Raw genomic sequence first — 24,739 nt, 5'->3', positions numbered from 1 at the left:
CATTAACCCCCTGTGACCGGTGGGTAAAAAGCGACTTCGTCGCCAACACTAATTGGGGTGTCGTCTCCAGCGAGATCTTGATTTACCGCGCACAGGGTGTTCTCCGCCGCTAAGACATCACACCACAGCGCACCACGCTCAGCTAAAGACGCCTTTAGCGCCGCCACGGTGCATTTTGTTAAATCAATATCAGCCCCAGACAAACTAATTTTGGCAGTACCAAGCAATTCGCGGTACTTAGCGAAAAACAATACCGTGATCATGATTTAGCCGCCTCATCAAACCGCCAGTCACCCGAGCGACCACCCGACTTTGCCAATAGGCGAATGTCGGTTACCTGCATCGCCTTATCGACGGCCTTGCACATGTCATAAATGGTCAATGCGGCCACAGACACCGCAGTCAAGGCCTCCATCTCGACCCCGGTCTGCCCTGCCAATTTACATATTGCTAAAATATCTACCGCGCTGCGCTCGTGGTCTAACGCAAATTCAAGTTTTACCGACGACAGCATAAGTGGATGGCACAGGGGAATAAGGTCTGCGCAACGCTTGGCACCTTGAATACCCGCAATTCTCGCGACGGCCAAAACATCGCCTTTTTTATGGCCACCGCTCGCAATTAGCGCGAGCGTTGCTGGCGCCATAATCACCGACCCTGCTGCTCGGGCCTCCCGCTGGGTAACGGCCTTATCGGTCACGTCGACCATCTGGGCGTTGCCTTGGGGGTCAAAATGGGTCAATTCACCGCTCATATTTTTACCACTGGACTCATTCACATTTCACTGCCACATAAGATAATAACTAACGCCAAAACTTAAGCGAATTTACCATCGGCGACAAAGGGGTTGGTTTCGCGTTCATGACCAAAGGTCGACGTTGGCCCGTGGCCCGGTATAAACGTCACGTCGTCACCTAAAGGCCAAAGCTTCGTTTGTATCGACGCTATTAGGGTGTCGTAATCACCGCGTGGGAAATCCGTACGCCCGATAGAACCTTGGAATATCACATCGCCAACAATCGCTAGGCGTGCTTGCTCATGGAAAAAAACAACGTGGCCGGGCGTGTGGCCTGGACAAAATTTAACCTGTAATTGCTGATTGCCAAAGCTGACCGAGTCTTCGTCGTCGAGCCAGCGGTCGGGCGTAAATGGGTCTGCATGAGGAAACCCGGTCATTTTGCACCATTCGGGCAATTTATCTATCCAGAAGGCATCTTCCTTTTGGGGTCCAATAATTTGAACACCGTATTTTTTCCGCATGACATCTGCCGCAGCGCAGTGATCCATATGGCCATGCGTCAAGTAAATAACCTCTAGGGTACCCCCGAGAGACGCAATAGCAGCCTCGATTTTATCAATATCACCACCGGGATCAAAAATCGCTGCTTTGCCGGTTTCCTCACAGACCATAACAGAGCAGTTCTGCTGATACGCCGTCACCGGCACGATTGAGCACTTTATCGTCATAAGTCGCCAGAATTCATTCTATAAAACCACAATGATAAGCAGTAAGCTGGCAAGTTAATAGGCTTGAACATTAAATGCCGTTATAGATGGAAACAATAGCGACCCACTTATTGATCAAGCTGAGAGATCACTCAAACCGGCAATGGCACAGCCAGATTCAGCATTACAGCGACAAGGGGGTTGGCCACGCTAGCGTCGCAGCCTGCTTAGGAAGGAAAAACGTAAATCACTTACAAATTCGAATTATTTGTACACTACCTGACCGCGGTACATTTGCCGAGTCTGCCGCTCAAGTGGCGTGTCCGCCGACACAGCGCCACTAGGCTTATCCCTTACAATCTTTGCGCCTCGATAGGTCATTTCCACTGATTGCGCATCGCGTGGCGGAGCAACAGCACCCTGCGTTACCTCAATTTGAAACGGAATACCCGCCAACTTCATGATTTCTACCACCGTTTTACGGGTGAAAGGATCACGGCTTTTTTTGCCTAAGTCTCCCACTGTTGTGAGCAACGCCGGATCAGCCAAGCGTATTCGCGTGCCAAACTCGGCGAAAATTCGAGAACGCAACTGCTGCAAGAGCGCCACCATTTCCGGAGAGTACACCATAGGATCCCTTAGAATATTTAATTGCCAAGCCACAGTGCAGCCATTAACTACTCGCGATACTCTAGCAATAAATATTCCAGAACATAAACATCAGCTAAATCAATGTATTAACGTAAAATACCTATGTTATTTGCACCCATATAGCGCAGCCACAACTTGGCGCACCACTAAGCAGCATTACCTAAAATGAAAACACATTGGCAATTGCCATTAAGCTGAAACTTCGTTAGAGTAGCCGCCCTTAAAACCAGCTCCACAATGGTTTTAAATAAAGATTTTGGTGAGGTGTCCGAGTGGCTGAAGGAGCACGCCTGGAAAGCGTGTAACGGGTTAAACTGTTCGAGGGTTCGAATCCCTCCCTCACCGCCATTTTGATATGAATATGGGCACCTGCAAAGAGGTGCCCATATTTCTATCTACCCTCGATATAATTGCTGCAAGGGGCAGAGGTACTGTTCATGCATCTGTGCAACATGCATAGTGTGAAACGGATGCACGTTAATAATGGCTTCAATATCGGCGCCGTTATTAGTCAAAGCATCAACTTCTGCTTTGAGCGAGGCATTTAGCGTATACGCGTCTAGCAACACATACTTGCCGCTCGCGCAGCGCAGCAATGATGCTTGGGTGCCAATATTTAACAGGCCACCAATTTTGAACTCACCGCGAATATTCCAGAAATCGTCCGCTATTTTTACAATTTTCTCACTCATAGCAATGCTCACCCACTCTCATTGACGACGCCAACCCTTCTTTTGATGCACGATGCCATAGCGATTCAGCAATTGATAGCAAAGAGCACCGATCACTCAGGCCGAGCATTCGGAAAAGCAAGAAACGAGAAAACGCAGGATAAACAGAAACTGAAAGAATGATTTACAGCTATAACGTGGGATGTAAATTAATGACAGGAGAATCATTTGTAAATGGAGGCGCGGGTCGGAATCGAACCGGCGTACACGGAGTTGCAGTCCGCTGCATGACCACTCTGCCACCGCGCCTAAAATCGTTTTTTCTACACGTTCACCGTGCACGCCGGTCGATACCGGCTATTTTATCGCCACGGGCGCTGGAGTTAAAATACCACTCAACCACCGCGTCAATATTGCTGAACTGCATAATGAATTGGAGCGGGAAAGGAGGCTCGAACTCCCGACCTCAACCTTGGCAAGGTTGCGCTCTACCAACTGAGCTATTCCCGCGTCACTACACTTGGATTTTTAGCTTGTTCCCACAAGTTCCGAAACACCTTTAAGCTGTGCTTTAAGAAGGCGCCTATTCTAGTCAGTCACCAAATTCTGTCAAGGAAAGTTGCTGATTTAACGTGATTTTTTTCTTAATCACCGGCTGTATCGCGTAAATCTGGCCATGCCGCATGGAGATAAATCAACATTGACCATAAAGTAAGCAGTGCTGCCGTGTATAAGCACACAATATTTGCGTAATACAAATAGCCTTGGTGCTCAGGCGAAACCAAAAGTAAGCCAAATATTGCGACCATTTGCATCGTTGTCTTAATTTTGCCCAAATACGATACCGCCACGCTGGTGCGTTTACCCAACTCGGCCATCCACTCACGCAGCGCGGAAATCACTATTTCGCGGCCAATAATAATAATTGCGGGTATGGTAAACCAAGAGGCGTCGTAGCGTTCAATGAGCAAAGCCAGCGCGACAGCCACCATTAGCTTGTCGGCAACAGGGTCGAGAAATGCGCCCAACGCCGTACTCTGTCCGAGTTTACGGGCGAGGTAACCGTCTAACCAATCGGTCATGGCCGCCACCGCAAATACGGCTGCGGTTAAAAAATAGGTATGCGCGATAGGCATATAAAATAAAACCACCAGCACCGGAATTAGCACAATTCGGAACAGGGTCAAGGCATTCGGTATATTCATAGTGGTCTCATCAAAGCAGCAACTCGTATTCTATTCGTTTTCTAAGCGCTGCGCAGGTCTTCGTAGATTTGTAAGGCAATTTTCTCGCTAATTCCCGGCACTCGTCGCAAATCTTCTACCCCAGCTTGCTTTACACCTTGTAAACCACCGAAATAGCGAAGCAACTCTCGACGCCGCTTGGCACCAACCCCCGGTATACCCTCAAGCGTAGATTGACGGCGCGTTTTGTCTCGCCTTGCCTTATGCCCAGTGATGGCAAAGCGGTGAGACTCATCGCGAATATGCTGAACTAGGTGCAGGGCCGGACTGTTATCCGGCAAGCTAATTTCACGGCCATCGTCACCGCGAATGAGTATTTCCAACCCCGCACGGCGATCACTGCCCTTCGCCACCCCGACCATCAGCAGATTATTGATGCCGAGTTCGGCCATTACCGTTTTTGCTTGGGTCAACTGGCCTTTGCCACCATCGATAAACAAAATATCTGGCATGAGCACCTCGCCCGCTTTGACCCGCGTATAGCGGCGACTAAGCGCTTGGTACATCGCCGCGTAATCGTCACCTGGGGCGATGCCGTCAATATTCATTTTACGGTAATCAGATTTTAGCGGCCCGTTGCCATCAAACACCACACAGGAGGCCACTGTGGCTTCGCCGCTGCTGTGACTGATATCAAAGCACTCTAGGCGCTCTGGAAGTTCTTCCAAGCCCAAGACCGCTTGCAAGGCCTTAAAGCGCTTCAGGCTGCTGGCAGACGAAGCAAGGCGATTTTTGAGGTTTTGTTCAGCGGCGGTCAGCGCTAAATTTTGCCATTTAGCCCGATTGCTGCGCACCTTGTGACTAAGTGACACTTGGCGCCCAGCCTGTTCAGTGAGGCTTGCCGCCAGTAAATCGCTGTCGTCGAGCATGATATTACTGATAATTTCCCGTGGAATATCGCTGGCGCCGCTACCAATAAGATAGTGCTGAGCCACAAAAGCCTCGATCTGCATCGCCAGCGGCTCTTCCAGCTGGCTTTTGGGGAAGTAACTACGACTACCCAACACTCGACCGCCGCGCACGCACACCAGCTGGATACAGACTTGGCCACCGTCCATGACGCCACCGAGAATATCCATATCGCCGGTTTCACCTTCAATGCATTGCGTGGACTGCACCTGCTGTAAATGGGCAATACGATCGCGTAAATCAGCGGCTTGTTCAAATTCCAGCGCCGCCGCGTGGCGCTCCATTTGGTTTGCTAAATCGGCCTGTATATCTGAACTTTTTCCCTTTAAAAACAATTCAGTATAGTTAACATCTACAGCATATTCTTTATCGCTAACAATGCCGACACAGGGCGCCGAACAGCGACCTATTTGGTATTGCAGGCAGGGTCGGCTGCGGCCTTTGTAATAGCTGTCTTCACACTGGCGCACCCGAAATACTTTCTGCAACCAGCTCAAACTTTCGCGCACCGCCGCAGCGCTGGGGTAAGGACCAAAATACTGACCTTTACCGGTTTTGCGGCCGCGATGAATACTCAAGCGTGGATGCTCGTGATCCGTACTCAAATAGATATAGGGGTAGGATTTATCATCCCGCAGCAGAATATTATAGGGCGGCTTGTACTGCTTGATGAGATTTTGTTCTAGCAGTAGCGCTTCACGCTCACTCGCTGTCACCGTCACTTCAATCTCGTGAATGCGCCCCACCAAGGCCATGGTTTTTGTGGTTAATCCACTGGCCCGAAAATAACTGCTCAAGCGCTTGCGCAAGTTTTTTGCCTTACCGACGTAAAGCACCTCGCCAGCAACGTTGAGCATTACATAAACCCCCGCCTTCTCCGTGACAGTTTTTAAGAAGCTCGCAGAGTCGAAAGGGGTTGGCTTCGAAGCGGTTTCATTTGGGGTAGCAGTCATGTCATTCAATGCACTACGGCTAAGCGCCGGGAGAGTCGATCAGGCCGTGACGAATAGCGAGGAGTGTGAGCTCTACGTCACCACCAATATCGAGTTTTTCAAAAATTCGGTAGCGGTAACTATTCACCGTTTTCGCTGAAATATGGAGCTGCTCAGCAATGTCCAATACCTTTTGGCAGTTAGCAATCATTAGGCTAATTTGCATTTCGCGCTCAGAGAGCGACTCAAAGGGTGATTCGACATCGCCACTAAAGCCCTTCAACGCAATCGCCTGTGCCACGCTCGGGCTTAAATAGCGCAACCCTTTAGCAACTTGCCTAACCGCCAAGACCATTTCTTCTTCCGAGGCTCCCTTGGTGACATAGGCCGAGGCACCAGCCTTAAGCAGGCGACTGGGCATAGGTTCTTGATCGTATGCGCTCAGCGCAATAATGCGCGTTGACGGCGACACCAAACGCAGTTTACGCGTTGCCTCTAAGCCGCCAATGCCAGGCATTCGCACGTCCATTAGCACTACATCGGGGCTTAATATTCGGCAGCTGCTAATTGCCTCTTCACCACTTGCCGCTTGGGCGATGACCGTAATACCGTCGGCATCATCGAGCATTCGCACTATTCCGGTACGCACCATAGCGTGATCGTCGGCAACCAAAACTGTAATCATGTATTTCCCTGCATCCAATGCCTGTAACAATACCACCGCAACCATGGCCTAACCAGCCTGCTGTGGTTCAATCCGCCAGCGATAATACCACTTTCCGAAAAGTGATATTAATTCTTCCTTGCGCGAGCCCCTTTCGCGCTGGGAGCGCGTGCTGCCAATGGCGCTGGGTGGGCGGCAACATCAACAGCAATGATCCCGATGCTAAATGTATTTTACGTGATCTGGTTTTTAGCCCCTTCGGCTTCATAAGAAAGTCTCGACCACAGCCTAAACTCAGTGACGCAACACAGGGATCACCGCCCAAGCTGGCTTCATCGTCGCTGTGATAACCCATACTGTCGTCGCCATTGCGGTAGTAGTTGAGCAAGGCACAGTTAAAGTCGTAGCCTGTATCTTCGGCAATACGCTCTCGTAGCGCGAGCACTTCTGGCGGCCATACATCTGCATAATGGCGGTGACCACTGTAACGATAGCTCAAGCCAGAATCCCCAACAAAGGCAACTAACCGTGGCGTCAGGTGGCGTCGGCCATATATGTCTAATATCGGCTGTTGCCAAGGGATATTCTCGCGCAGCTGCTCATACAAGGGATCGGGTTCGGCGATATACTGGGGATAATAATGTAAACCACCCCCCGCTAAAGGAATATGTTCGGCCTCAATAAACACGGGGCTCAATTTCGAGGTCGACATTGAATCGCGCGAGCACATCGGCCTGTATTGCATTGGCAAACGCCAAAACTTCCGCGCCGTCTGCGCCGTCGTAATTAACCAGCACAATGGCTTGGCGCGGGTGAATTCCCACCGCGCCACGCCGTCTACCCTTCCAGCCAGCCTGATCAACCAACCACGCTGCCGCGACTTTAAAGCGGCCATCGGCCATCGGCCAATGGGGCAACGCGGGGTATTGCGCGACCAGTTCGTGGGCAAGGCTCTTGGAAATAATCGGATTTTTAAAGAAGCTTCCGACATTCGGCTCCCGCCGATAGTCTGGCAGCTTATCAGCCCGCACCATAGCCACGGTCGCAGCGATCAGTTCCGGGCTGGGCGCTTGTTCGGGGGCTTGCGCCGCTAGGGCCTCAAGCAAGGCGGGATAACTAAGATTCGGCGCTGGCTTAGCACTCAAGCGCAATGTTATTGCGGTGATAATAAACACATCCCGCAATGCCCCCTTAAATACACTATCACGGTAGGCTAACTGGCAATCGGCGGCGGTTAAGGTGCGCAAGCCATTGAGGTTAATGTCCCAGCCAGTAACCGAGTCCAGTACGTTGGCCAGCTCTACGCCATAGGCGCCAATATTTTGTATTGGCGCGGCACCGGCTTGACCGGGAATAGAGATTAAATTTTCCAAGCCATACCAGCCTTGTGCCAAGCTGTACTTCACCAACTCGTCCCAATTCTCGCCAGCGGCTACAGTAACGAGGCGCTCGCCACCACTACTCTCGCAGCTAATGCCGCGCATCGCCATGCGAATAACCAAACCGTGAATATCGCCGCGTAGCACTAAATTGCTGCCACCGCCGATAAACACTCGCCGTAAACGCCGACGACGACTAAATTCAATTGCCTCACTAAGGCCATCAAGGCTGCTTACTTCAATAAAATAATCAGCAAGAACACTAATACCAAGCGTATTATACGGCCGTAAATCAACATGACGCTGAATATCCATTACAGCGCCGCGCCGTTGCCAAGGCCGTGATGAGCACAAATATGATGTAATAAACCTTCAGCGGCGTCTTCCACCAAGTCCAGCACCTCATCAAAGCCCTGCTCCCCACCGTAATAAGGATCCGGCACTTCGCGTCGTGCTGTGTGTTTCGCATAAGTCAAAAACAAACCTAGCTCACACTTCGCCTGGTGAGTGCGCATCGCCTGTAAATCCGCCAAATTACACTCATCCATGGCCAAAATATAATCAAAGGTTTGGAAGTCAGCTTTGCACACCTGTCGCGCGCGCAAAGATGAGAGATCATACTGGCGGCTCAGCGCTGCTGCCTGGCTGCGTTGATCGGGACTGCGACCGATGTGCCAGTCACCCGTGCCCGCCGAGTCAACCTGTATCTCGTCGTGTAGACCGGCATCGTTTAGGAGCTTCTGAAAGACACCGTGAGCCGTCGGCGAGCGACAAATATTGCCAAGACATACAAATAATACCTTGATGGCCATTAGCTGCTCGCCGCCAAAATTTTCCTGACATTTTGTAAGTCGGCTTCAGTATCAACGCCACCCGGAATATCGACACAGGCCGTGGCGATATGAATCCGCACACCGTTTTCCATCGCCCGCAATTGTTCTAATTTTTCAAAGCTCTCTAACACCCCCATGGGCCAGCGCACAAACTCGTGAAGAAAGCCCACCCGATAAGCATAGATGCCAATATGACGTAAAAAGGGTGCATTATCCGGCAGACTCAACTCCTCGCCAGCCCAGTCATCCCGACACCAAGGCATGGGTGCACGACTAAAATACAGCGCATAACCCTGCCTATCGGCAACAGCTTTAACGGCATTGGGATTAAAGATCACCTCAATATCGTTAATAGCCTCGCCCAGCGTTGCGATTCCCGCGCTAGGCTTGGCGGCCAAATTTTCGGCCACCTGCGCAATAGCCGCCTTGGGGATCAGGGGTTCATCGCCCTGCACATTGACGACGATTTCCTCGTCACTGAGCTGCAACTTAGTCACCACTTCTTGCAAGCGATCGGTGCCAGATTCATGGGTGGCAAGGGTCATAATCACTTCTGCGCCAAACCCCTGACAGACATCAAATACCCGCTGATCCTCAGTGGCAATCACCACCCGACTGGCATCGCTATCGACGGCTCGCTCCCAAACATGCTGAATCATGGGCTTTCCAGCAATATCGAGCAGCGGCTTGCCCGGCAAGCGGCTGGAAGCGAAACGGGCGGGAATGATAACGGTGTAAGACATGCTTGCTCCAAATGTAATTGATACTAGCGCGCTACTGCTGAAATATTAGCGACTGATGTCGACTTCTGCCAAACGCGAGCGCAACTGCGCATAAAATGCTTTATCTATCTCGCCAGTAACCGGCAACATCCAATGGGCTCTCTCGGCAAATAGCCGACATTTAACAGCATCCTTTTCCGTCATTAGTACTGGCAGTGACTCATCAAATTGTAAGTCGGCCACAGTATAAGGATGGTGGTCAGCAAATGGGTGTTCAATAAGCTCAAAGCCCGCCGCTTGCAGGCTGTGAAAAAACCGCTGAGGATTACCGATTCCCGCAACAGCGTGAATTCGGCGTTGGCTTAATGGCCAATCGACTAAGGCGCGCTGCTCGCCGCTGGCCAAATTTACCGCCGTCACGCCCCGTAAATCCATGGTATAACCACGTAAACGGCTATTGCCGCCATTGATTATGCGCAGGTCGATAGCGTTTGCGCGGCTTACCGGCTCGCGCAACGGCCCCACGGGCAAGCAGTGGCCATTACCAAAGCCGCGCTCGCCATCAATGACGAGAACCTCTATGTCGCGAGCTAGACGATAATGCTGTAAACCGTCGTCGCTAATAATGAGATCGCAAGCATGCTGCTGTACAAGCAATTTTGCTGCCGCCACGCGATCTGGCGCCACCGCCAACGGCAAGCCACTGCGCTGGTACATTAAAAAAGGCTCGTCCCCCGCTTCAACCGGTGTTGACTTGGCAGTGACTAAATAAGGGTATATTGGCGCGTTTCCGCCGTAGCCGCGACTAACAATTCCAACCTTATAACCTAGGCCTTGGCAGTATTCGGCCACCGCCAACACGACCGGAGTCTTACCACTGCCACCCACCGAAATATTGCCGATCACAATCAGCGGCACGCCACAGGACTGTGGCCGAATTAGACTGCGCCTCACTGCGGCGATTAGGCGATACAAATACGCTAGCGGAAGCAAAAGTAGCAAGCTTTTCGGCTTACCATACCAGGCGCGGTTCAGGCGTTGTTCCAATGCCACCTAAATCTATTCCTCAAAATTCTTGTGGTATAGCTGGGCGTAGCGCTGATTCAAGGCAAGCAGTTCATCGTGGCTGCCCTGCTCTTTTATTTGCCCCGCTTCCATTACCACGATTTGATCGGCCATTTCGATGGTGCTTAAGCGGTGGGCAATAACGATGGTAGTGCGACCTTTCATCACCTCTTCCATCGCTTTTTGAATATGACTTTCAGCGCGATTATCGAGGGCCGATGTGGCCTCATCAAATATTAAAATCGGCGCATCTTTTAGAAATGCGCGGGCAATCGCCAAACGCTGACGCTGGCCGCCGGACAGCATCACACCGTCTTCGCCAATCACAGTTTCTAGGCCGAGGGGAAGTTGGTCTATAAACTCACTGGCGTGGGCCGCCTCTATAGCGGCACGTACCTGTTCACGACTCGCCCCCGCCATTTTACCGTAAGCAATATTATTGAAAACAGTGTCGTTAAACAGCGTGACCTGCTGAGTCACCAAGGCCATTTTGTCGCGCAGATTGCTTAGCTGGTAATCTCGAACATCAACACCATCAAGCAGAATATCGCCTTGGTCATGTTCATAAAACCGCGACAACAGACTCACCAAGGTGGACTTGCCGGAGCCAGACAAGCCAACCAAGGCCAAGGACTTACCCGCCTCAACTTTTAAATTTATATTGCGTAATACCAGCTCAGAATCAGGACTATAGGCAAAGTTCAAATTACGTATTTCAATATCGCCGCGGGTTACATCACTGCGGTAAGTGCCCTCATCTTTCTCTTGTTCTGCGTCTATAAAATCAAAAATATCTTCCGCTGCCGCCAAACCTTTTTGAATAGTGCTGCTAACATCCGCCAGTTGCCGCATAGGTTTTGGCAAAAACAAGGCCGCCGACAAATATGCAACGAAGGCACCAGGCGACATTGAACCGCCAAGGCCCAAGGCTATCCAAATTAGCACGCCGGTGGCGAGCACAACTGGAAACTGAATCACTGACGGACTGATCGCGTTGTAATACGCCATCTTAATGTTTTGACTGCGGGTCCGACCACTGGCCTCAACAAATCGAGCGGTTTCAAAGGCGGTACCGTCGTAGAGGCGAATTTCACGATAAGCGCCAATCGACTCATTGGTCACTTGGTTGACATCGCTCATCGCATTTTGAATGTTTTTACTGAGCTTGCGAAACCGTTTACCCACCCAGTATACGGTGACAGCAATAATCGGCAGGGCAAGAAAAAACACCATGGTGAGTTTCCAATTGCTATACAGCAAGTAGGCGATAAGCCCGATCGCAAAGGTGCCCTCACGCAGCACGACTTTGGTCGCATTAACCGCCGCACCAGTGACTTGCTCGACATTAAAGGTAATTTTGGAAATCATCATGCCCGTGGAGTTTTGATCAAAATAACGACTGGGCATATGCAGCATTTTATTAAACAGCTCACAGCGCAAATTGTGAACCAAGCTATTAGAAACAATCGCGATAAAATAGTTACCGGCAAAGTAACCCATGCCTCGGACTAAGCCGAGCACAACCATCATTAACACAATCCACAACCGAGCGTCGGTTAGGACAAAGTCTTTGCCCCCCAAAGCCCACATTAATTTTGCCGACATACCACCTTCGCCGGGCACCATATTGCCGCCGATATAATCGACAATCAGCTGCATCATATCCGCAAGCAGTACCTGAACACCGGAAAATACCGAAAAGCCCAAAACACTGAATAAAAACATGGCCCACATCGGTATCACGTATTTCAGCAAGCGACCGTAAATAACGAGATCGGATTTATTGTTGTTACTCATATTACCGGGAATTCCTAGCGTTAACGGAGACGGAAAACAAAATCAGTTGGCTGGCACACTGCTATCGGGATCTTGGGTGGTTAAACTAAGTTTAGCAAAACCAAGTCGCCCCGCCGCGTCCATCGCGGTGATAACCGCTTGGTGAGGGCTTTTCGCATCAGCAGTAATAATGACCGGCAATTCAGTGTCGTCGCCAGCAATTTCGCGCATGCCAGCCATCAAGCCTTGTACGGTGTGATCGACTAAGGCCTGTTCATTAAGGCGGTAACGCCCTTGGGCGTCGATCACGACCTCCAAAACCTTAGTTTCCTGAGGAGCGATGTCACCTTGCGCGCTGGGCAACTCCAAATTAAGACGACTTTCTTTGGTAAATGTTGTCGACACCATAAAAAATATCAGCAGTAAAAACACCACATCAATTAGCGGGGTAAGATTAACCCCACTGTCATCCATGCGCTGGCGCTTAAATTTCACTATTTTTTACCCGCTGCGCTGTCTTTAATTTGCACTTCGCCGTGCATCGCATTGATGAGTTTCATGGCGTCTTGCTCCATTCGAACTACCAGCTCGTCAATGCGGCGCAAAAAATAGCGGTGCATAATCAAGGCAGGAATGGCCACACAGAGGCCTGAGGCAGTTGTGATTAAGGCTTCGGAGATACCACCAGCGAGCACCCCGGCGTTACCTGTGCCCTGCACCATAATCTCGGTAAATACTCTAATCATACCCAGCACAGTGCCTAGCAAACCAAGCAGCGGCGCAACCGCAGCAATAGTGCCCAACGCGTTAAGATAGCGTTCTAGGTCGTGAATTATGTGGGACGCCGTATCTTCAATACTCTCTTTCATAATATCGCGCCCAAATTTGGCGTTGGCCAAACCGGTGGCGAGAATTTGTGCCAGTGGCGAGCCGCGTCGTAACTCACGCAACTTTTCTGCATCGAGCTGCTTATTTTGCAACCACGCCCACACTTGATTTAATAAATTACGGGGAGCGACCTTATCAGGATTCAGTTTGAGAAAACGCTCTACACAGATAGCCAAAGCAATAATTGAAGACAAAATAATTGGCAGCATTAACCAGCCACCCGCTTTCACCAATTCAAGCACATCAGATCCCTACCATTTTTATGTGAGGGCATTATACGGAGGGAATGCCTCGGTAAGAAGTGAATCAGCCCTCGGAATTGAATTTCCGGCATAATTCAGGGCTTGTTGCTGGCGTTTCCCAGTAATAACGCCAGGCGCGAGCATAGCGAATATCCGCTAGCTCGCCGCCTTGAAAGCGAAATTGAATCGCGCCATGCAGGCCGGTGTGCCAGCAGCGACTACCCTGAGTTTGATAGCGACGAAGAACTGCTGTCGCGGGGTGGCCGTAGTGGTTATTGCGCCCAGCCGAAAACACCACCTCTGCGGGTGCAACCGCCGCAATAAACGCCGCTGATGACGAGGTATTGCTGCCGTGGTGTGGCGCCACCAACACATTTGCCGATAAATTATTGTTATGGGCACCCATCAACTTGCGTTCTATTTCTGCCTCGATATCCCCAGTGAGCAGGATAGAGGCCAGACCGGCACCAACCCTCATAACACAAGAAGCGTTATTACCGCGCTGACCACTGCCTATGCTCTTCAAAAACTCAAAGCGCACACCATCCCATTCCCAGGCTGGCGCTGTGTGGCAATCGCGCCCTTTTCTGTCCAGCTTCTCGATACCTTCGCCACGAAGAAATGTGACCACCGGCTGCTTTGCAAATAATGCGGACGCGGCACCCGCATGGTCGCGATCGCCATGGCTTAGCACCAACGCGTCTAAACGGCCTATAGCGAACTCCGCCAGCGCGGGCAAGACCACGGCATCGGCCGTATTAAAGCCGCTGCGAAAATCTGGCCCAACATCGTAAAGCAGCGTTTTCGTTTGGGTTTGCAGCAGCACCGCCAAACCCTGCCCAACATCGAGCACAGTCACCCAAAAATCACCCTTAGCCGGTCGTGGCGCAGGCCAATAAAACAAGGCCACCAAGGGAATTACAGCCAACCACTTGGCGGGCACCCCACGGGGTAAAAGTATGACTAGCGCGGCACCAACGCCCAAGCCCAGGGCTGTCGCCGGGGGATAATAATGAATTACCGGCTGCCACTGCGCCGCCAGCGCTAGGCCAAACTGCAAATGTTCGAGTAAGGCGTCCGCACAGGAAAAGAGCAAATCTGCCAGCCAAGGCCAGACCTTAAGTAGCAATAAGCCTGCAAACATGGCCGGTAAAATTAAAAAGCCCACTACTGGAATCGCCACCAGATTCGCGGGGATACTTGCCACACTAAAACCCAAGCCCCATAGACCCAATACTGGCAGCAAGCCAATCACCACCACCCACTGAGATCGCAGCAAACTTAAACTGCGTGGCTGACGCTGCCCTTGAAAAGACCAAAGCAGTAGGGCCACAGCAGCAAACGAGAGACTAAAACCCAGCTGATGAGGCGCTAGCGGGTCGATAACCAACACCAGTAGCATCGCAGCAAAATAGGACTGCCAAGGGCTAATCTGACGCCTAAAGCCATACGCCAACAAGGCCATCGCGGCCATTGCGGCTGCTCGCTGGGTCGGCACTGAAAATCCCGCCATCGCCGCATAGGTCAAGGCAAAGCCCATTGCCAACAGCGGCTTAAGCACGAAACCACGCTGATAAAAAAATATCGCGACGCGACCGAGCCCCCACCCCCACAGCAGGACCATGCCAATATGCATACCCGAGATGGCCATTAGATGGCTGGTACCCGTCTGCGCGAACAAGGCCCACTCCGCCGAGCTTATCGTACTGCGGTCAGCAAACAATAACGCTTTCATTATTCCACCATGACGATACTGGTCGAGGTGCGCGCTGGGGCCAGCGATCAAATGCTGCCGAAAGATCTCCGGCGAAAAAGGGGCTGCCGAAGCAGTAAACACCGCCGTTTCGGGGCGGCGAACATAGCCGGTAGCCGAATAGCCAGACACAAACAACCAGCGCCCATAATCAAAGGCGCCGGGGGACTGATAACCGTGGGGACGCCGCAAACGGAGCTGCGCATGCATGTTATCACCGAGGCTAGGCGGCCCCTCGCCGTACCAGTTTAGCCGCACTCGACCAAGGCCGTTAAGGTCGGTTATCGCGTCAAAGCGGTAATATGGCGGAAACTCACTACGCCGTTCTGGCGGCGTCAACACCCGAAAACTTAACGCAATATCCCGACCTTCGAGCGCCTGCGGCAATAACTGCGCGCTGCGCCACACTCCGTAGCTCGCGGCGTACCCCGCAGCAATTAAAAACGCTACTAAAGGCCAGCGCCAGCAGGGCCGTAACGCCACGCTGGCGGCTAAGCCGCTCAAAAGGCTAGCCGCTATAATGGTGTATGTTGGTAGCGCTGGAGCAAAAGCCACGCCGACTATTGCCACTATCGCCGCTGTCATCCATGACAACATGCTGGAGTACCCCAGTAGATCCGTGCATAATGGCGCCGCCCCGCTTATCGAGTATGCGGCTGGTTAAATTTCAACTGTCACACATGTGAACTAGAATTGAGCGGATGGCTCGTAAATTATTTAAACGTTGGTTACCGACTCCCGAAAAAATGCGCGAGCACCCCTCGGTCCGTATTTTTGGCAGTCTGTTACACGACCCCAATCTTTGGCACTTGAACCGCCGCTCAGTGAGCTTGGCGTTTTTCTTGGGCCTGTTCATTGCGTTTGTACCAATACCAACGCAAATGTTACTTGCCGCCCTCGCGGCGATTGTCTGCCGCGCTAATTTGCCCATTTCAGTGATGTTGGTATGGATTACCAATCCCATCACCATGCCCGCTATCTTTTACTTTACCTATAAAGTTGGCGCTACAGTAATGGGTATTCCCCCCAATTCATTCCACTTTGAATTGTCATGGGCATGGCTGGCAGAGGAATTCACCTATTTATGGCGTCCCTTGCTCGTCGGCTGTTTTTTAACCGGTCTATTAGCCGGGCTGGTTGGCGCCGCGAGCATTCATATTTTATGGCGCGTCCACGTCACACGGCGTTGGCGAAAACGCCGGGAAAGCCGCCTCAACCGCTAAACTCAATACCGCAAACATCGCCTAACTCGTGCGTAACGCTTCTGCTGGCGCCATTCGCGACGCTCGCCACGCGGGATAAATCGTTGCTAACAAACTCATAGCGTAGGCTAGCGCGCAGACAGCTAAAACATCGGGTATACGAATATCAGCGGGCAAATAGTTAATGGGATACACATCGCTTTGCAGCAACTGCAAGCCCCAAAAATGCTCAACAGCGGCAACTACATCGCCAATAAACGTTGCCAGCACCACCCCCAGCACCCCGCCAGCAGTCGAACCCACCGCACCGATCACCGCACCATAACTCAAAAAAATACGCAAAATATCGCCCTGGCTCGCACCTTGGCTGCGCAGAATACCAATATCAGCACGCTTGTCATTGACGACCATGACCAAGGTAGAAACCACATTAAACACCGCAACCCCCACCACAGCGAGCAGCATAATAACCACTAATTTACGGGACATTTGAATGGCATGGTACATATTGCCAAACTGCTGACTCCAGTCCTTGAGCATAAAGTCGCGACCGTGCACCGAGGCCAATTCCCATGCAATTTGTGGCGCGGCAAACACGTCTGTGACTGAGACGCGCAGCGACACTGGTGGCGGTTCAGCGAATAATGCCTGAGCCTGATCGATATGCATCAGCACCATTTGCTGATCCAGTTCTGTGCCCGTAGCCACCAACGCCGCGACCGTCATCTGTACAAAACGCACATTTTGACTTCCCGCCACCTGTGGCACACCCAAGGTCACCCGCTCCCCCTGCTCAACACCCAGACGCTCGGCGAGTGCCTTACCTAAAATCACGGTCTTACTGCCGGCGCTTAACACGTCTAAATCGACATAATCTTGGATAGTTGACACGCGCGCTTCGGCTACAGGCTCCACACCATAGAACAAGCCGGGTTCCACCAAGCCGCCCTTTATCAACATGGCGCTGCCTTGTACAAACGGTGCCGTTGCGAGCACAGCGGGATGGCGTTCGACGTCGCTTTGCAAGGTTTGCCAATCACTCTCGCCCACAGCCCAAGGCTGCAGCGTAATATGCGGTACCAAAGCCAATATGCGAGTCCGCATTTCACGGTCAAACCCGTTCATCACCGACAACACCGTCACTAGGAGCGCCACCCCCAGAACCAGCCCTGCCATTGACAGCCGCGACAAAAACGACACCAACTGACTTCCTGACCGGCCCGAGCTATACCGAAGGCCAATAAACACCGCCAGTGAACGCATCAGGCCACAGACTCCTGCAATTGGCCATCGGCGAGACTAAGCACCCGGTCCATCCGCCGAGCAAGCCGCATATCGTGTGTAACAATCACCAAGCTGGTTTGCAGCTCGCGATTTAATTCGAGCAACAGCGCCTGCACAGATTCTGCCGTGTCGCCGTCTAAATTGCCTGTGGGTTCATCCAATAACACACAGGCGGGACTATTCGCCAATGCGCGGGCAATGGCGACCCGCTGCCGCTCACCGCCAGACAATTGCGCGGGGCGGTGTTCTAAACGATGGCCCAAACCCACCCGCTCCAGCAACTCGCGGCTGCGAGCAAACGCCACCGCACGTTTCTCACCGCCAATGAGCAAGGGCATCGCCGCATTTTCCAGCGCAGAGAACTCGGCAAGCAAATGATGAAACTGGTATACAAAACCCAACTCTCGGTTGCGCAACCGGCTGCGATCTCGGTCGTTCATTTTTGCAATATCTTTGCCGCTAACCAGCACGCTACCTTCTGAGGGGGTATCTAGTCCGCCAAGCATATGCAGCAAGGTGGTCTTACCTGCACCCGAGGGACCAACAATCGCAATTCGCTCGCCACGACCAATATCGAGGTTTATATCATTCAGTATAGTGAGCTGCTCTGGCCCCTGAACAAAAAACTTATGTAGATCACGGCAGGCAAGCACTGAATCTGCCGGGACACTGAGATTAGACATAGACACCGTACTCGTTATTCATAACGCAGAGCTTCAGCGGGTTGCACTCGCGAAGCCTGCCAGGCCGGATATAGCGTCGCCAATAAACTGAGCAGTAAAGCAAAGCCACTGACAACCGCCACGTCTGACCACTGTAAATGGGAGGGAAGATGAGTAATAAAATAAACTTGCGGATTAAAGAGTTGCATCCCGCTTAATTGCTCGATAAACGCCACAACACCGCCGACATTTTGCGCGAGAGGCACACCGATGAGCAAGCCAAGACCAAGGCCAATCAAACCCGTCGCCATACCGTAAACAATAAAAATAGCCATGATTGAACCCGGCGTACTGCCCATAGTGCGCAGCACCGCAATTGAGCCCCGCTTAGCAGACACCGCCATACTCAAAATGGAAACAATATTAAAGGCGGCAATCAACACAATAAACAGCAGCAGCAGGCGCACCATTTGCTTTTCCATTTTTACGGCCTGAAATAGGCTGCCCTGACTGTCGCTCCAGCTTACGGCGAGACTGCCTTCTGGCAACTGAGCAGCGAGCACTGGCAGCAATTGCGGCGCCGCAAACATATCAGTTAATTGCAGGCGCAAGCCCTCAACATCGTCGCCGAGCTGGTAAAGCCGCTGTGCGTCGCGAATATGGATAAACGCACTCGTTGCGTCAAGCTGCGCCCCCGCGCTAAATACCCCACTGACCGTAAACTCTTTTTCGCGGGGGTATAGACCAAACGGTGTCACGGTCACTTTGGGCAAAATAACGGTCAGACCATCACCAATATTCACCCCCAGCTGCCGCGCGAGAATATCGCCAATAATAATCTGATACTGGCCGCTGCCATCATCGCTGAGGTAAGCACCGGCAATCATGTGCTCTGCCACCGAGGACACCCCGCGCTCTTGCTCAGGATCGATGCCGTACAAGGACACACCGCGCAAACGTTTAAAGACCGCCAGCATCGCCTTACCCCCAACATAGGGAGCAACCCCGCTTACCTGGGGATCATCGGCCAGCGAATTCGCGTAAGCCTGCCAGCCAGCTAAACGGCGCTGAGGGCCTTCAATATAACCGTGGGGGACGACAGATAGGACTCGCTGCTGCAATTCGCGCTCAAAGCCGTTCATCACTGACATCACAACAATCAATGAGACAACGCCAATTAACATACCCAGCAGTGAAAACCACGAGACTAGCGACAGAAAACGGTCATTTCCCGATGCACGTCGAAAATACCGAATACCAATCCGTAAATATAAGGGCACAGCCATAGGAAATTAATCGCAATCCAGATCGTAAATCAGCACCTATACTATCATTGCATGCGGGATTTATGAGAAAAGATATTTGCGCAATTTATGCGCCTTTTCAGCCGTTAACGCAAAAGCATTCGCTCAAGGGGATATACATGTTACTGATACTACACCCTAATATTCAGGAGTCAGACCCAGCCTTTAAGAAAACCATGAGCCATCTCCAGCAGTTATCCGGGGTAAAGATCAAACAACATGAGGTCAGCGGCCAGCTACAAAGCCTCAGAGAAATTTATTTGCTCGGCGACACTCACGCGTTGGATATTGAGGAGATTGAAAGCCTACCCGCGGTGGAAAAAGTCATTCGGATCTCAGAGGAATACCGCATTCTCGGCCGCCATAAGGCCAAAGGCGGACGCAGCGGTTTCCATTATCAGGGTTTAGCTTTTGATCAAGAGTCGCTACACATCTTTGCCGGGCTGTGCGCAGTAGATAATCCCAAACACGTCGAAGAAATGCTCCGCGCCCTGCAGGCCAACGGCCTGAATTGCACCCGCATGGGCGCCTACAAACCCCGTACCAATCCCTATGCTTTTCAGGGCCACGGCAAAGACTGCCTGCCCTGGGTATTTGATTTGGCTGGGAAATACGGCATTAAAGTGATCGCCATGGAAGTCACCCACGAAAGTCATATGCAGGAAATTGACCAAGCCCTCGTCGACGCCGGTCGCCCCTGCGGCGTGATCATGCAAATTGGTACTCGCAACACCCAGAATTTTGAACTCCTCAAAGCCATTGGCAAACAGAACGACTACCCCGCCCTACTAAAGCGTGGCTTTGGCATCACCCTCAATGAATCTTTAAACGCCGCAGAATATTTAGCCAGCGAAGGCAATAGCCAGGTAATTTTTTGCCTGCGAGGAATGAAAAGTGAATTCGGCGCGCCCCACCGCAATATGGTGGATTTCGCGCAGGTGCCAACCGTTAAACGCCTAACCAGAATGCCCGTGTGTATCGACCCCTCCCACTCCGTGGGCAGTCGCGATGTCGCGCCCGACGGGGTTTTAGAACTGTGTCACGCCACCGCCCAAGGGGTATTAGCGGGCGCCAATATGGTATTGGTCGATTTTCACCCAGCCCCAACAAAAGCCCTAGTCGACGGACCTCAAGCGCTAACGCTTAATGAGCTAGAGCCATTTTTGAAAGACATGGAGATTGCGAGGAAGGCTTATTTGGAGCGAGTCGGGGTTTGGCAGAACGCTTGATGGGAGACGGGAGACGCATTTATTCGCTACGCTCACTGTTCAAAGGCGAGCGCTTGTCTTTGCTTAGCGTCTATCGTCTCCCGTCAAGCATTTAGCAATTTTAACTAGCGTCGTAAAACGTCGTGCTCGATTTATTACGTGCAGCCGCTGCTGCATCGTTTTCCTCGGTGCATTTCTTCGGGTCATTACCGCACAAATCACAGATATAATCGGGTTCACTAAGGGCCGCGCCAACGCCGCCGCAAGAGCCGGCAATGGGCTTGCGCCCCATCAGTACGCCAATCGACATTGCGCCAACAATCAGTAACATCACAAAAAACGCAGCGAATACCGTCGCCATATTACTTCTCCTGCTCCAAATAAGGGGCAAATGTAGAGCTGTAGCGGCGTACAAAACCCGCTTCGCTCTTTTCAATAAGATAAATCGGAATTTGCAATTGTTCCGCTAATTTTAGGGCTTTGTCACCGCCCATCACCGAAAAGGCCGTTGCCATGGCATCGGCAAAGGCACAAGACGGGTCCAGCACCGTCACCGAGGCCAAATTATGAGTGATTGGCCGTCCGGTATTGGGGTCGATGGTGTGAGAGTAACGAACCCCCTCTTCCTCAAAGTAATTGCGATAATCACCCGAGGTAGCCACGCCGATATTACCTAAGCGTATGGGAATGGTATCAGAATTTTCCACATCGGGGTTTTCTACCCCAATACGCCACTGATCACCCCGGGGACTTAGTCCCGCTACACGCATCTCACCGCCGATCTCGACCAAATAATCGCTAGTGCCTAGGGACTCTAGCCACAGTGCAACCACGTCTACACCGTAACCTTTGGCGATCGCAGACAAATCGATGTGTAACTCACGATGTTTAAGGACTTTTTTATCAAGCAGGTCTAATTCAATCTGGTCAAAACCAACCTGCGCCAACGCCTTATTCACCGCTTCATCATTGGGCTTACCATCGTGCTTTACTGGGCCAAAACCCCATAAATCCACTAGCGGCCCAACGGTGACATCAAAAGCGCCATTACTCAGCCAACTGACCTCTGTCGCCAATAGCAAAATATCAAACAGCATAGGCATAACTGCATGCCCCGCTCCAACCGGCGCGCTGTTCAAGCGATTCAACTCTGAATCGGGAATATACGTTGACGCAAGCTGGTTAAAAGCCTGTAGACGCAGATCTAAAGCTTCTTTGAGCGCGGCGTCAGTCCACTCATCACCCGGTTGACGCAAGGTAATGTGGTAGGTGGTACCCATGGTACTGCCACTAATTTGCAAATATGGCGCTTGCTTTGCAGAACAGGCAGCCAAAAACAATAAAAGCAGCGCGAAGGCTGCTTTTATTGTGTTGCGCGGCAAATTACCCACCGAAGTCATCGAGAAGTATATTGTCTTGTTCAACACCGAGGTCTTCCAACATTTTGACAACAGCCGAGTTCATCATCGGCGGCCCACACATATAGAACTCACAGTCTTCCGGTGCTTGGTGATCTTTCAGGTAATTTTCAAACAATACCTGATGGATAAAGCCCGTCATGCCAGTCCAATTATCTTCGGGCTGAGGGTCAGAGAGCGCCAAATGCCACTCAAAATTCTCATTTTCAGCCGCCAGCTTATCGTACTCTTCCACGTAGAAGGCTTCACGCATAGAACGAGCGCCGTACCAGAACGTGATTTTACGTTTGCTCTTCAAACGCATCAGCTGGTCAAAAATATGCGAACGCATGGGCGCCATACCGGCACCACCGCCAACAAAGACCATTTCAGCGTCGGTGTCTTTAGCAAAGAACTCACCAAAGGGACCGTAAACCTTAACCTTATCGCCAGGCTTAAGACTAAACACCCAAGATGACATCTGACCAGGTGTTAAAGACAGATTGTTTGGCGGTGGCGTCGCGGCGCGGATATTGAACTTAACGACGCCCCGCTCTTCTGGATAATTCGCCATGGAATAAGCACGAATGACCGTCTCTTCCACTTTCGACTCAACATTTAAGAAGCCGAAACGCTCCCAGTCGCCTTTGTACTCGGCCGGAATATCAAAATCCGAATACTTAACGTGGTGCGGCGGGCATTCCAGCTGCACGTAACCGCCAGCCCGGAAGTTGACGTTTTCGCCTTCAGGCAATTTCAGGGTTAGTTCTTTAATGAAGGTTGCCACATTGGGGTTGGACTCGACAGTACACTCCCATTGTTTAACGCCAAAGACGTCTTCTGGCACTTCAATTTTCATGTCCTGCTTAACTGGCGTCTGGCAAGACAAACGCCAGCCTTCACGAGCTTCGCGAGGACTAAAATGCGCTTCTTCAGTGGCAAGCATCGAGCCACCACCTTCGCTAACAATACACTTACACTGGGCGCAGCTGCCGCCACCACCACAGGCCGACGCCAGGAACACGCCTTGACCAGATAAAGTGTTTAATAATTTATCGCCTGCTGGCACGGTAATGGTTTTTTCGCCATTGATCTCGATGGTGACATTGCCGCTGCTCACAAGGCGCGAGCGTGCGAACAAAATAATGCACACCAGCGACAATACAATCGCGGTAAACATGCCCACACCGAGAATAACTACTGTATTCATTAATTCTTCTCCAGTCTTCTCGGTTAGAGATCAATACCGCCGAAGGACATAAAGCCCAACGACATTAAGCCAACAGTGATGAAGGTTATACCCAGACCGCGCAGGCCCTCGGGAACATCGCTGTATTTGAGTTTTTCGCGGATACCTGCCAAGGCAACAATGGCTAGTGCCCAGCCAGTACCAGCGCCCGCGCCGTATACTACTGAATCGGCAAAGCCATAGTCGCGCTCAACCATGAACAGCGAGCCGCCCATAATTGCGCAGTTAACCGTGATCAAGGGCAGGAACACACCCAGCGCGTTGTAGAGCGCAGGCACATACTTGTCCAGCACCATTTCCATGATTTGCACTATGGCGGCGATAACACCGATATAGCTCAACAAGCCAAGAAAGCTCAAATCGACGTCGGGATAACCAGCCCAAGCCAGGGCGCCTTCGCGGAGCAAATGATTGTAGATCAGGCTATTGACCGGAACGGTCAGGGCCATCACCACGATAACCGCAATACCCAAACCGATAGCGGCTTGAATTTTTTTGGAAATCGCCAAAAAAGTACACATACCGAGGAAGAAGGCCAGCGCCATGTTTTCGATAAACACCGAGCGCACGAACAGGCTTATATAGTGTTCCATTAAAAGGCCTCCTTAACGCTGCGGGTATTTTTAGTAATTTTGAATTCTTCCTTTTCGACCTGTTCTGGTTTAGCCGAGCGCAATACCCAGATAAAAATACCAATCAGGAAGAAGGCACTTGGTGGCAATAACAGCAGCCCGTTTGGTACATACCAACCGCCATCGGTAATCAGCGGCAGTATTTCAAAACCAAGTAATTTACCAGAGCCAAACAATTCGCGAACCACGGCGATGCAAATAAGCACCACGCTGTAGCCCAGACCGTTACCAATGCCATCGACAAAGCTCGCCAACGGCGGGTTCTTCATCGCGAAGCCTTCAGCGCGGCCCATTACGATACAGTTGGTGATAATCAAACCAACAAATACCGACAGCTGCTTGCTGATGGCAAAGGCATAAGCCTTTAGCAGCTGGTCGACCACGATAACCAGCGAGGCAATAATCACCATCTGCACGATAATTCGGATGCTGTTCGGGATCTGTTTGCGGATCAGTGATACCGCGAAGCTTGAACAGCCCGTCACCAAGGTCACAGAAATACACATTACCAGCGTCACTTTAAGGCTGGAGGTCACCGCCAAGGCCGAGCAGATACCCAGTATCTGCAAGGCGATGGGGTTATTCTGTAAAATTGGCTTCGTTAGGGCTTCTCTCATTGTCGACAT

Annotated in this window: 27 protein-coding genes and 3 tRNA genes; 3 read left to right on the top strand and 27 right to left on the bottom strand. The window is 51.5% G+C overall.

Features of this window, described 5'->3' with window-relative positions; genetic code table 11:
- Window positions 1-2: 2 nt before the first annotated feature.
- From HNQ57_RS08500 to HNQ57_RS08485, 4 genes are all read right to left on the bottom strand, one after another.
- Window positions 3-263: a MoaD/ThiS family protein gene (locus tag HNQ57_RS08500; protein ID WP_184462294.1), complete on the bottom strand. Its 261-nt coding sequence runs from the start codon at window positions 261-263 to the stop codon at window positions 3-5.
- A complete protein-coding gene (gene moaC, locus HNQ57_RS08495; RefSeq protein WP_184462437.1) occupies window positions 260-754 on the bottom strand; it encodes a cyclic pyranopterin monophosphate synthase MoaC in 495 nt (164 codons plus the stop codon). The genes HNQ57_RS08500 and moaC overlap by 4 nt, the downstream gene beginning before the upstream one ends.
- 62 nt (window positions 755-816) lie before the next feature.
- Window positions 817-1,467 carry an MBL fold metallo-hydrolase gene (locus HNQ57_RS08490; protein WP_221301629.1) on the bottom strand — a complete coding sequence of 217 codons (651 nt, stop codon included), beginning with the start codon at window positions 1,465-1,467 and terminating at the stop codon, window positions 817-819.
- Window positions 1,468-1,710: 243 nt separating this feature from the next.
- Window positions 1,711-2,076 carry a hypothetical protein gene (locus HNQ57_RS08485; protein WP_184462293.1) on the bottom strand — a complete coding sequence of 122 codons (366 nt, stop codon included), beginning with the start codon at window positions 2,074-2,076 and terminating at the stop codon, window positions 1,711-1,713.
- Window positions 2,077-2,355: 279 nt separating this feature from the next.
- Between HNQ57_RS08485 and HNQ57_RS08480 the strand changes: the two genes are divergently transcribed.
- Window positions 2,356-2,445: transfer RNA gene (locus tag HNQ57_RS08480), tRNA-Ser, on the top strand.
- Between the two features lie 47 nt (window positions 2,446-2,492).
- On the opposite strand, the gene HNQ57_RS08475 is transcribed toward HNQ57_RS08480, so the two are convergent.
- The 15 genes from HNQ57_RS08475 to HNQ57_RS08405 all read right to left on the bottom strand — a co-directional run bounded on the left by HNQ57_RS08475 (window position 2,493) and on the right by HNQ57_RS08405 (window position 15,772).
- Entirely contained in the window at window positions 2,493-2,789 is a 297-nt protein-coding gene (locus HNQ57_RS08475; RefSeq protein ID WP_221301628.1) for a hypothetical protein, read from the bottom strand.
- Between the two features lie 214 nt (window positions 2,790-3,003).
- A tRNA-Cys gene (locus tag HNQ57_RS08470) sits at window positions 3,004-3,077 on the bottom strand.
- A 125-nt stretch (window positions 3,078-3,202) separates the two neighbouring features.
- Window positions 3,203-3,278 (bottom strand) — tRNA-Gly (locus HNQ57_RS08465).
- 134 nt (window positions 3,279-3,412) lie between these two features.
- Window positions 3,413-3,973, bottom strand: a complete 561-nt coding sequence (gene pgsA / locus HNQ57_RS08460; protein WP_008247695.1) for a CDP-diacylglycerol--glycerol-3-phosphate 3-phosphatidyltransferase — start codon at window positions 3,971-3,973, stop codon at window positions 3,413-3,415.
- A gap of 41 nt (window positions 3,974-4,014) precedes the next feature.
- Window positions 4,015-5,874 (bottom strand): excinuclease ABC subunit UvrC, encoded by a 1,860-nt coding sequence (gene uvrC, locus HNQ57_RS08455; protein WP_184462292.1) that lies wholly within the window; start codon window positions 5,872-5,874, stop codon window positions 4,015-4,017.
- A gap of 19 nt (window positions 5,875-5,893) precedes the next feature.
- A complete protein-coding gene (gene uvrY, locus HNQ57_RS08450) occupies window positions 5,894-6,538 on the bottom strand; it encodes a UvrY/SirA/GacA family response regulator transcription factor (RefSeq protein ID WP_184462291.1) in 645 nt (214 codons plus the stop codon).
- 67 nt (window positions 6,539-6,605) lie between these two features.
- The gene (locus HNQ57_RS08445) at window positions 6,606-7,229 is read right to left on the bottom strand and encodes an alpha-ketoglutarate-dependent dioxygenase AlkB family protein (protein WP_184462290.1); all 624 of its coding nucleotides are present in this window, start codon (window positions 7,227-7,229) and stop codon (window positions 6,606-6,608) included.
- Window positions 7,195-8,211 (bottom strand): UDP-N-acetylmuramate dehydrogenase, encoded by a 1,017-nt coding sequence (gene murB, locus HNQ57_RS08440; RefSeq protein ID WP_184462289.1) that lies wholly within the window; start codon window positions 8,209-8,211, stop codon window positions 7,195-7,197. The genes HNQ57_RS08445 and murB overlap by 35 nt, the downstream gene beginning before the upstream one ends.
- Window positions 8,211-8,708 (bottom strand): low molecular weight protein-tyrosine-phosphatase, encoded by a 498-nt coding sequence (locus tag HNQ57_RS08435; protein ID WP_184462288.1) that lies wholly within the window; start codon window positions 8,706-8,708, stop codon window positions 8,211-8,213. Before HNQ57_RS08435 ends, murB begins: the two co-directional genes overlap by 1 nt.
- Window positions 8,708-9,472 carry a 3-deoxy-manno-octulosonate cytidylyltransferase gene (kdsB, locus tag HNQ57_RS08430; RefSeq protein ID WP_184462287.1) on the bottom strand — a complete coding sequence of 255 codons (765 nt, stop codon included), beginning with the start codon at window positions 9,470-9,472 and terminating at the stop codon, window positions 8,708-8,710. The genes HNQ57_RS08435 and kdsB overlap by 1 nt, the downstream gene beginning before the upstream one ends.
- A gap of 45 nt (window positions 9,473-9,517) precedes the next feature.
- Entirely contained in the window at window positions 9,518-10,504 is a 987-nt protein-coding gene (gene lpxK, locus HNQ57_RS08425) for a tetraacyldisaccharide 4'-kinase (RefSeq protein ID WP_221301627.1), read from the bottom strand.
- A 6-nt stretch (window positions 10,505-10,510) separates the two neighbouring features.
- Window positions 10,511-12,313, bottom strand: a complete 1,803-nt coding sequence (gene msbA / locus HNQ57_RS08420) for a lipid A export permease/ATP-binding protein MsbA (RefSeq protein WP_184462286.1) — start codon at window positions 12,311-12,313, stop codon at window positions 10,511-10,513.
- A gap of 42 nt (window positions 12,314-12,355) precedes the next feature.
- Complete coding sequence (locus tag HNQ57_RS08415; protein ID WP_184462285.1) at window positions 12,356-12,787, bottom strand: ExbD/TolR family protein; 432 nt, start codon at window positions 12,785-12,787, stop codon at window positions 12,356-12,358.
- On the bottom strand, window positions 12,787-13,422 hold the full coding sequence (locus HNQ57_RS08410) for a MotA/TolQ/ExbB proton channel family protein (protein WP_184462284.1): 636 nt from the start codon (window positions 13,420-13,422) through the stop codon (window positions 12,787-12,789). The genes HNQ57_RS08415 and HNQ57_RS08410 overlap by 1 nt, the downstream gene beginning before the upstream one ends.
- A 64-nt stretch (window positions 13,423-13,486) precedes the next feature.
- The gene (locus HNQ57_RS08405) at window positions 13,487-15,772 is read right to left on the bottom strand and encodes a DNA internalization-related competence protein ComEC/Rec2 (RefSeq protein WP_184462283.1); all 2,286 of its coding nucleotides are present in this window, start codon (window positions 15,770-15,772) and stop codon (window positions 13,487-13,489) included.
- 104 nt (window positions 15,773-15,876) lie between these two features.
- On the opposite strand from HNQ57_RS08405, the gene HNQ57_RS08400 reads away from it, so the two are divergent.
- Window positions 15,877-16,398 (top strand): DUF2062 domain-containing protein, encoded by a 522-nt coding sequence (locus HNQ57_RS08400; RefSeq protein WP_008247675.1) that lies wholly within the window; start codon window positions 15,877-15,879, stop codon window positions 16,396-16,398.
- A gap of 21 nt (window positions 16,399-16,419) precedes the next feature.
- On the opposite strand, the gene HNQ57_RS08395 is transcribed toward HNQ57_RS08400, so the two are convergent.
- Genes HNQ57_RS08395 through HNQ57_RS08385 form a run of 3 tightly spaced genes read right to left on the bottom strand, consistent with a single transcriptional unit; the run spans window position 16,420 to window position 19,609 of the window.
- Entirely contained in the window at window positions 16,420-17,640 is a 1,221-nt protein-coding gene (locus HNQ57_RS08395) for a lipoprotein-releasing ABC transporter permease subunit (protein WP_184462282.1), read from the bottom strand.
- Window positions 17,640-18,344 (bottom strand): lipoprotein-releasing ABC transporter ATP-binding protein LolD, encoded by a 705-nt coding sequence (gene lolD / locus HNQ57_RS08390; RefSeq protein ID WP_184462281.1) that lies wholly within the window; start codon window positions 18,342-18,344, stop codon window positions 17,640-17,642. Before lolD ends, HNQ57_RS08395 begins: the two co-directional genes overlap by 1 nt.
- Before the next feature lie 14 nt (window positions 18,345-18,358).
- Window positions 18,359-19,609, bottom strand: a complete 1,251-nt coding sequence (locus HNQ57_RS08385; protein WP_184462280.1) for a lipoprotein-releasing ABC transporter permease subunit — start codon at window positions 19,607-19,609, stop codon at window positions 18,359-18,361.
- Between the two features lie 137 nt (window positions 19,610-19,746).
- Between HNQ57_RS08385 and HNQ57_RS08380 the strand changes: the two genes are divergently transcribed.
- Entirely contained in the window at window positions 19,747-20,856 is a 1,110-nt protein-coding gene (locus tag HNQ57_RS08380) for a 3-deoxy-7-phosphoheptulonate synthase (protein ID WP_184462279.1), read from the top strand.
- Between the two features lie 100 nt (window positions 20,857-20,956).
- On the opposite strand, the gene nqrM is transcribed toward HNQ57_RS08380, so the two are convergent.
- The 5 genes from nqrM to HNQ57_RS08355 all read right to left on the bottom strand — a co-directional run bounded on the left by nqrM (window position 20,957) and on the right by HNQ57_RS08355 (window position 24,739).
- Window positions 20,957-21,196: a (Na+)-NQR maturation NqrM gene (gene nqrM, locus HNQ57_RS08375; protein WP_184462278.1), complete on the bottom strand. Its 240-nt coding sequence runs from the start codon at window positions 21,194-21,196 to the stop codon at window positions 20,957-20,959.
- Between the two features lies 1 nt (window position 21,197).
- Window positions 21,198-22,115 carry an FAD:protein FMN transferase gene (locus HNQ57_RS08370; protein WP_226968322.1) on the bottom strand — a complete coding sequence of 306 codons (918 nt, stop codon included), beginning with the start codon at window positions 22,113-22,115 and terminating at the stop codon, window positions 21,198-21,200.
- 103 nt (window positions 22,116-22,218) lie between these two features.
- Window positions 22,219-23,442 (bottom strand): NADH:ubiquinone reductase (Na(+)-transporting) subunit F, encoded by a 1,224-nt coding sequence (gene nqrF, locus HNQ57_RS08365; protein WP_184462277.1) that lies wholly within the window; start codon window positions 23,440-23,442, stop codon window positions 22,219-22,221.
- 23 nt (window positions 23,443-23,465) lie between these two features.
- Entirely contained in the window at window positions 23,466-24,074 is a 609-nt protein-coding gene (gene nqrE / locus HNQ57_RS08360) for an NADH:ubiquinone reductase (Na(+)-transporting) subunit E (RefSeq protein ID WP_159240261.1), read from the bottom strand.
- Complete coding sequence (locus HNQ57_RS08355; RefSeq protein WP_184462276.1) at window positions 24,074-24,739, bottom strand: NADH:ubiquinone reductase (Na(+)-transporting) subunit D; 666 nt, start codon at window positions 24,737-24,739, stop codon at window positions 24,074-24,076. Before HNQ57_RS08355 ends, nqrE begins: the two co-directional genes overlap by 1 nt.

The organism is Zhongshania antarctica (genome assembly GCF_014202945.1).
Lineage (GTDB): Bacteria > Pseudomonadota > Gammaproteobacteria > Pseudomonadales > Spongiibacteraceae > Spongiibacter > Spongiibacter antarcticus.
The sequence above is the reverse complement of the archived record's forward strand: the minus strand, read 5'-3'. Positions and strand labels throughout refer to the sequence as shown.

Bases quoted from the DNA above. Each gene is read 5' to 3' on its own strand.
- HNQ57_RS08500 (WP_184462294.1), bottom strand. From the start codon at position 263: ATGATCACGGTATTGTTTTTCGCTAAGTACCGCGAATTGCTTGGTACT.
- moaC (WP_184462437.1), bottom strand. From the start codon at position 754: ATGAGCGGTGAATTGACCCATTTTGACCCCCAAGGCAACGCCCAGATG.
- HNQ57_RS08490 (WP_221301629.1), bottom strand. From the start codon at position 1,467: ATGACGATAAAGTGCTCAATCGTGCCGGTGACGGCGTATCAGCAGAAC.
- HNQ57_RS08485 (WP_184462293.1), bottom strand. From the start codon at position 2,076: ATGGTGTACTCTCCGGAAATGGTGGCGCTCTTGCAGCAGTTGCGTTCT.
- HNQ57_RS08475 (WP_221301628.1), bottom strand. From the start codon at position 2,789: ATGAGTGAGAAAATTGTAAAAATAGCGGACGATTTCTGGAATATTCGC.
- pgsA (WP_008247695.1), bottom strand. From the start codon at position 3,973: ATGAATATACCGAATGCCTTGACCCTGTTCCGAATTGTGCTAATTCCG.
- uvrC (WP_184462292.1), bottom strand. From the start codon at position 5,874: ATGACTGCTACCCCAAATGAAACCGCTTCGAAGCCAACCCCTTTCGAC.
- uvrY (WP_184462291.1), bottom strand. From the start codon at position 6,538: ATGATTACAGTTTTGGTTGCCGACGATCACGCTATGGTGCGTACCGGA.
- HNQ57_RS08445 (WP_184462290.1), bottom strand. From the start codon at position 7,229: ATGTCGACCTCGAAATTGAGCCCCGTGTTTATTGAGGCCGAACATATT.
- murB (WP_184462289.1), bottom strand. From the start codon at position 8,211: ATGGATATTCAGCGTCATGTTGATTTACGGCCGTATAATACGCTTGGT.
- HNQ57_RS08435 (WP_184462288.1), bottom strand. From the start codon at position 8,708: ATGGCCATCAAGGTATTATTTGTATGTCTTGGCAATATTTGTCGCTCG.
- kdsB (WP_184462287.1), bottom strand. From the start codon at position 9,472: ATGTCTTACACCGTTATCATTCCCGCCCGTTTCGCTTCCAGCCGCTTG.
- msbA (WP_184462286.1), bottom strand. From the start codon at position 12,313: ATGAGTAACAACAATAAATCCGATCTCGTTATTTACGGTCGCTTGCTG.
- HNQ57_RS08405 (WP_184462283.1), bottom strand. From the start codon at position 15,772: ATGTTGTCATGGATGACAGCGGCGATAGTGGCAATAGTCGGCGTGGCT.
- HNQ57_RS08400 (WP_008247675.1), top strand. From the start codon at position 15,877: ATGGCTCGTAAATTATTTAAACGTTGGTTACCGACTCCCGAAAAAATG.
- HNQ57_RS08395 (WP_184462282.1), bottom strand. From the start codon at position 17,640: ATGCGTTCACTGGCGGTGTTTATTGGCCTTCGGTATAGCTCGGGCCGG.
- lolD (WP_184462281.1), bottom strand. From the start codon at position 18,344: ATGTCTAATCTCAGTGTCCCGGCAGATTCAGTGCTTGCCTGCCGTGAT.
- HNQ57_RS08385 (WP_184462280.1), bottom strand. From the start codon at position 19,609: ATGGCTGTGCCCTTATATTTACGGATTGGTATTCGGTATTTTCGACGT.
- HNQ57_RS08380 (WP_184462279.1), top strand. From the start codon at position 19,747: ATGTTACTGATACTACACCCTAATATTCAGGAGTCAGACCCAGCCTTT.
- nqrM (WP_184462278.1), bottom strand. From the start codon at position 21,196: ATGGCGACGGTATTCGCTGCGTTTTTTGTGATGTTACTGATTGTTGGC.
- HNQ57_RS08370 (WP_226968322.1), bottom strand. From the start codon at position 22,115: ATGGGTACCACCTACCACATTACCTTGCGTCAACCGGGTGATGAGTGG.
- nqrF (WP_184462277.1), bottom strand. From the start codon at position 23,442: ATGAATACAGTAGTTATTCTCGGTGTGGGCATGTTTACCGCGATTGTA.
- nqrE (WP_159240261.1), bottom strand. From the start codon at position 24,074: ATGGAACACTATATAAGCCTGTTCGTGCGCTCGGTGTTTATCGAAAAC.
- HNQ57_RS08355 (WP_184462276.1), bottom strand. From the start codon at position 24,739: ATGTCGACAATGAGAGAAGCCCTAACGAAGCCAATTTTACAGAATAAC.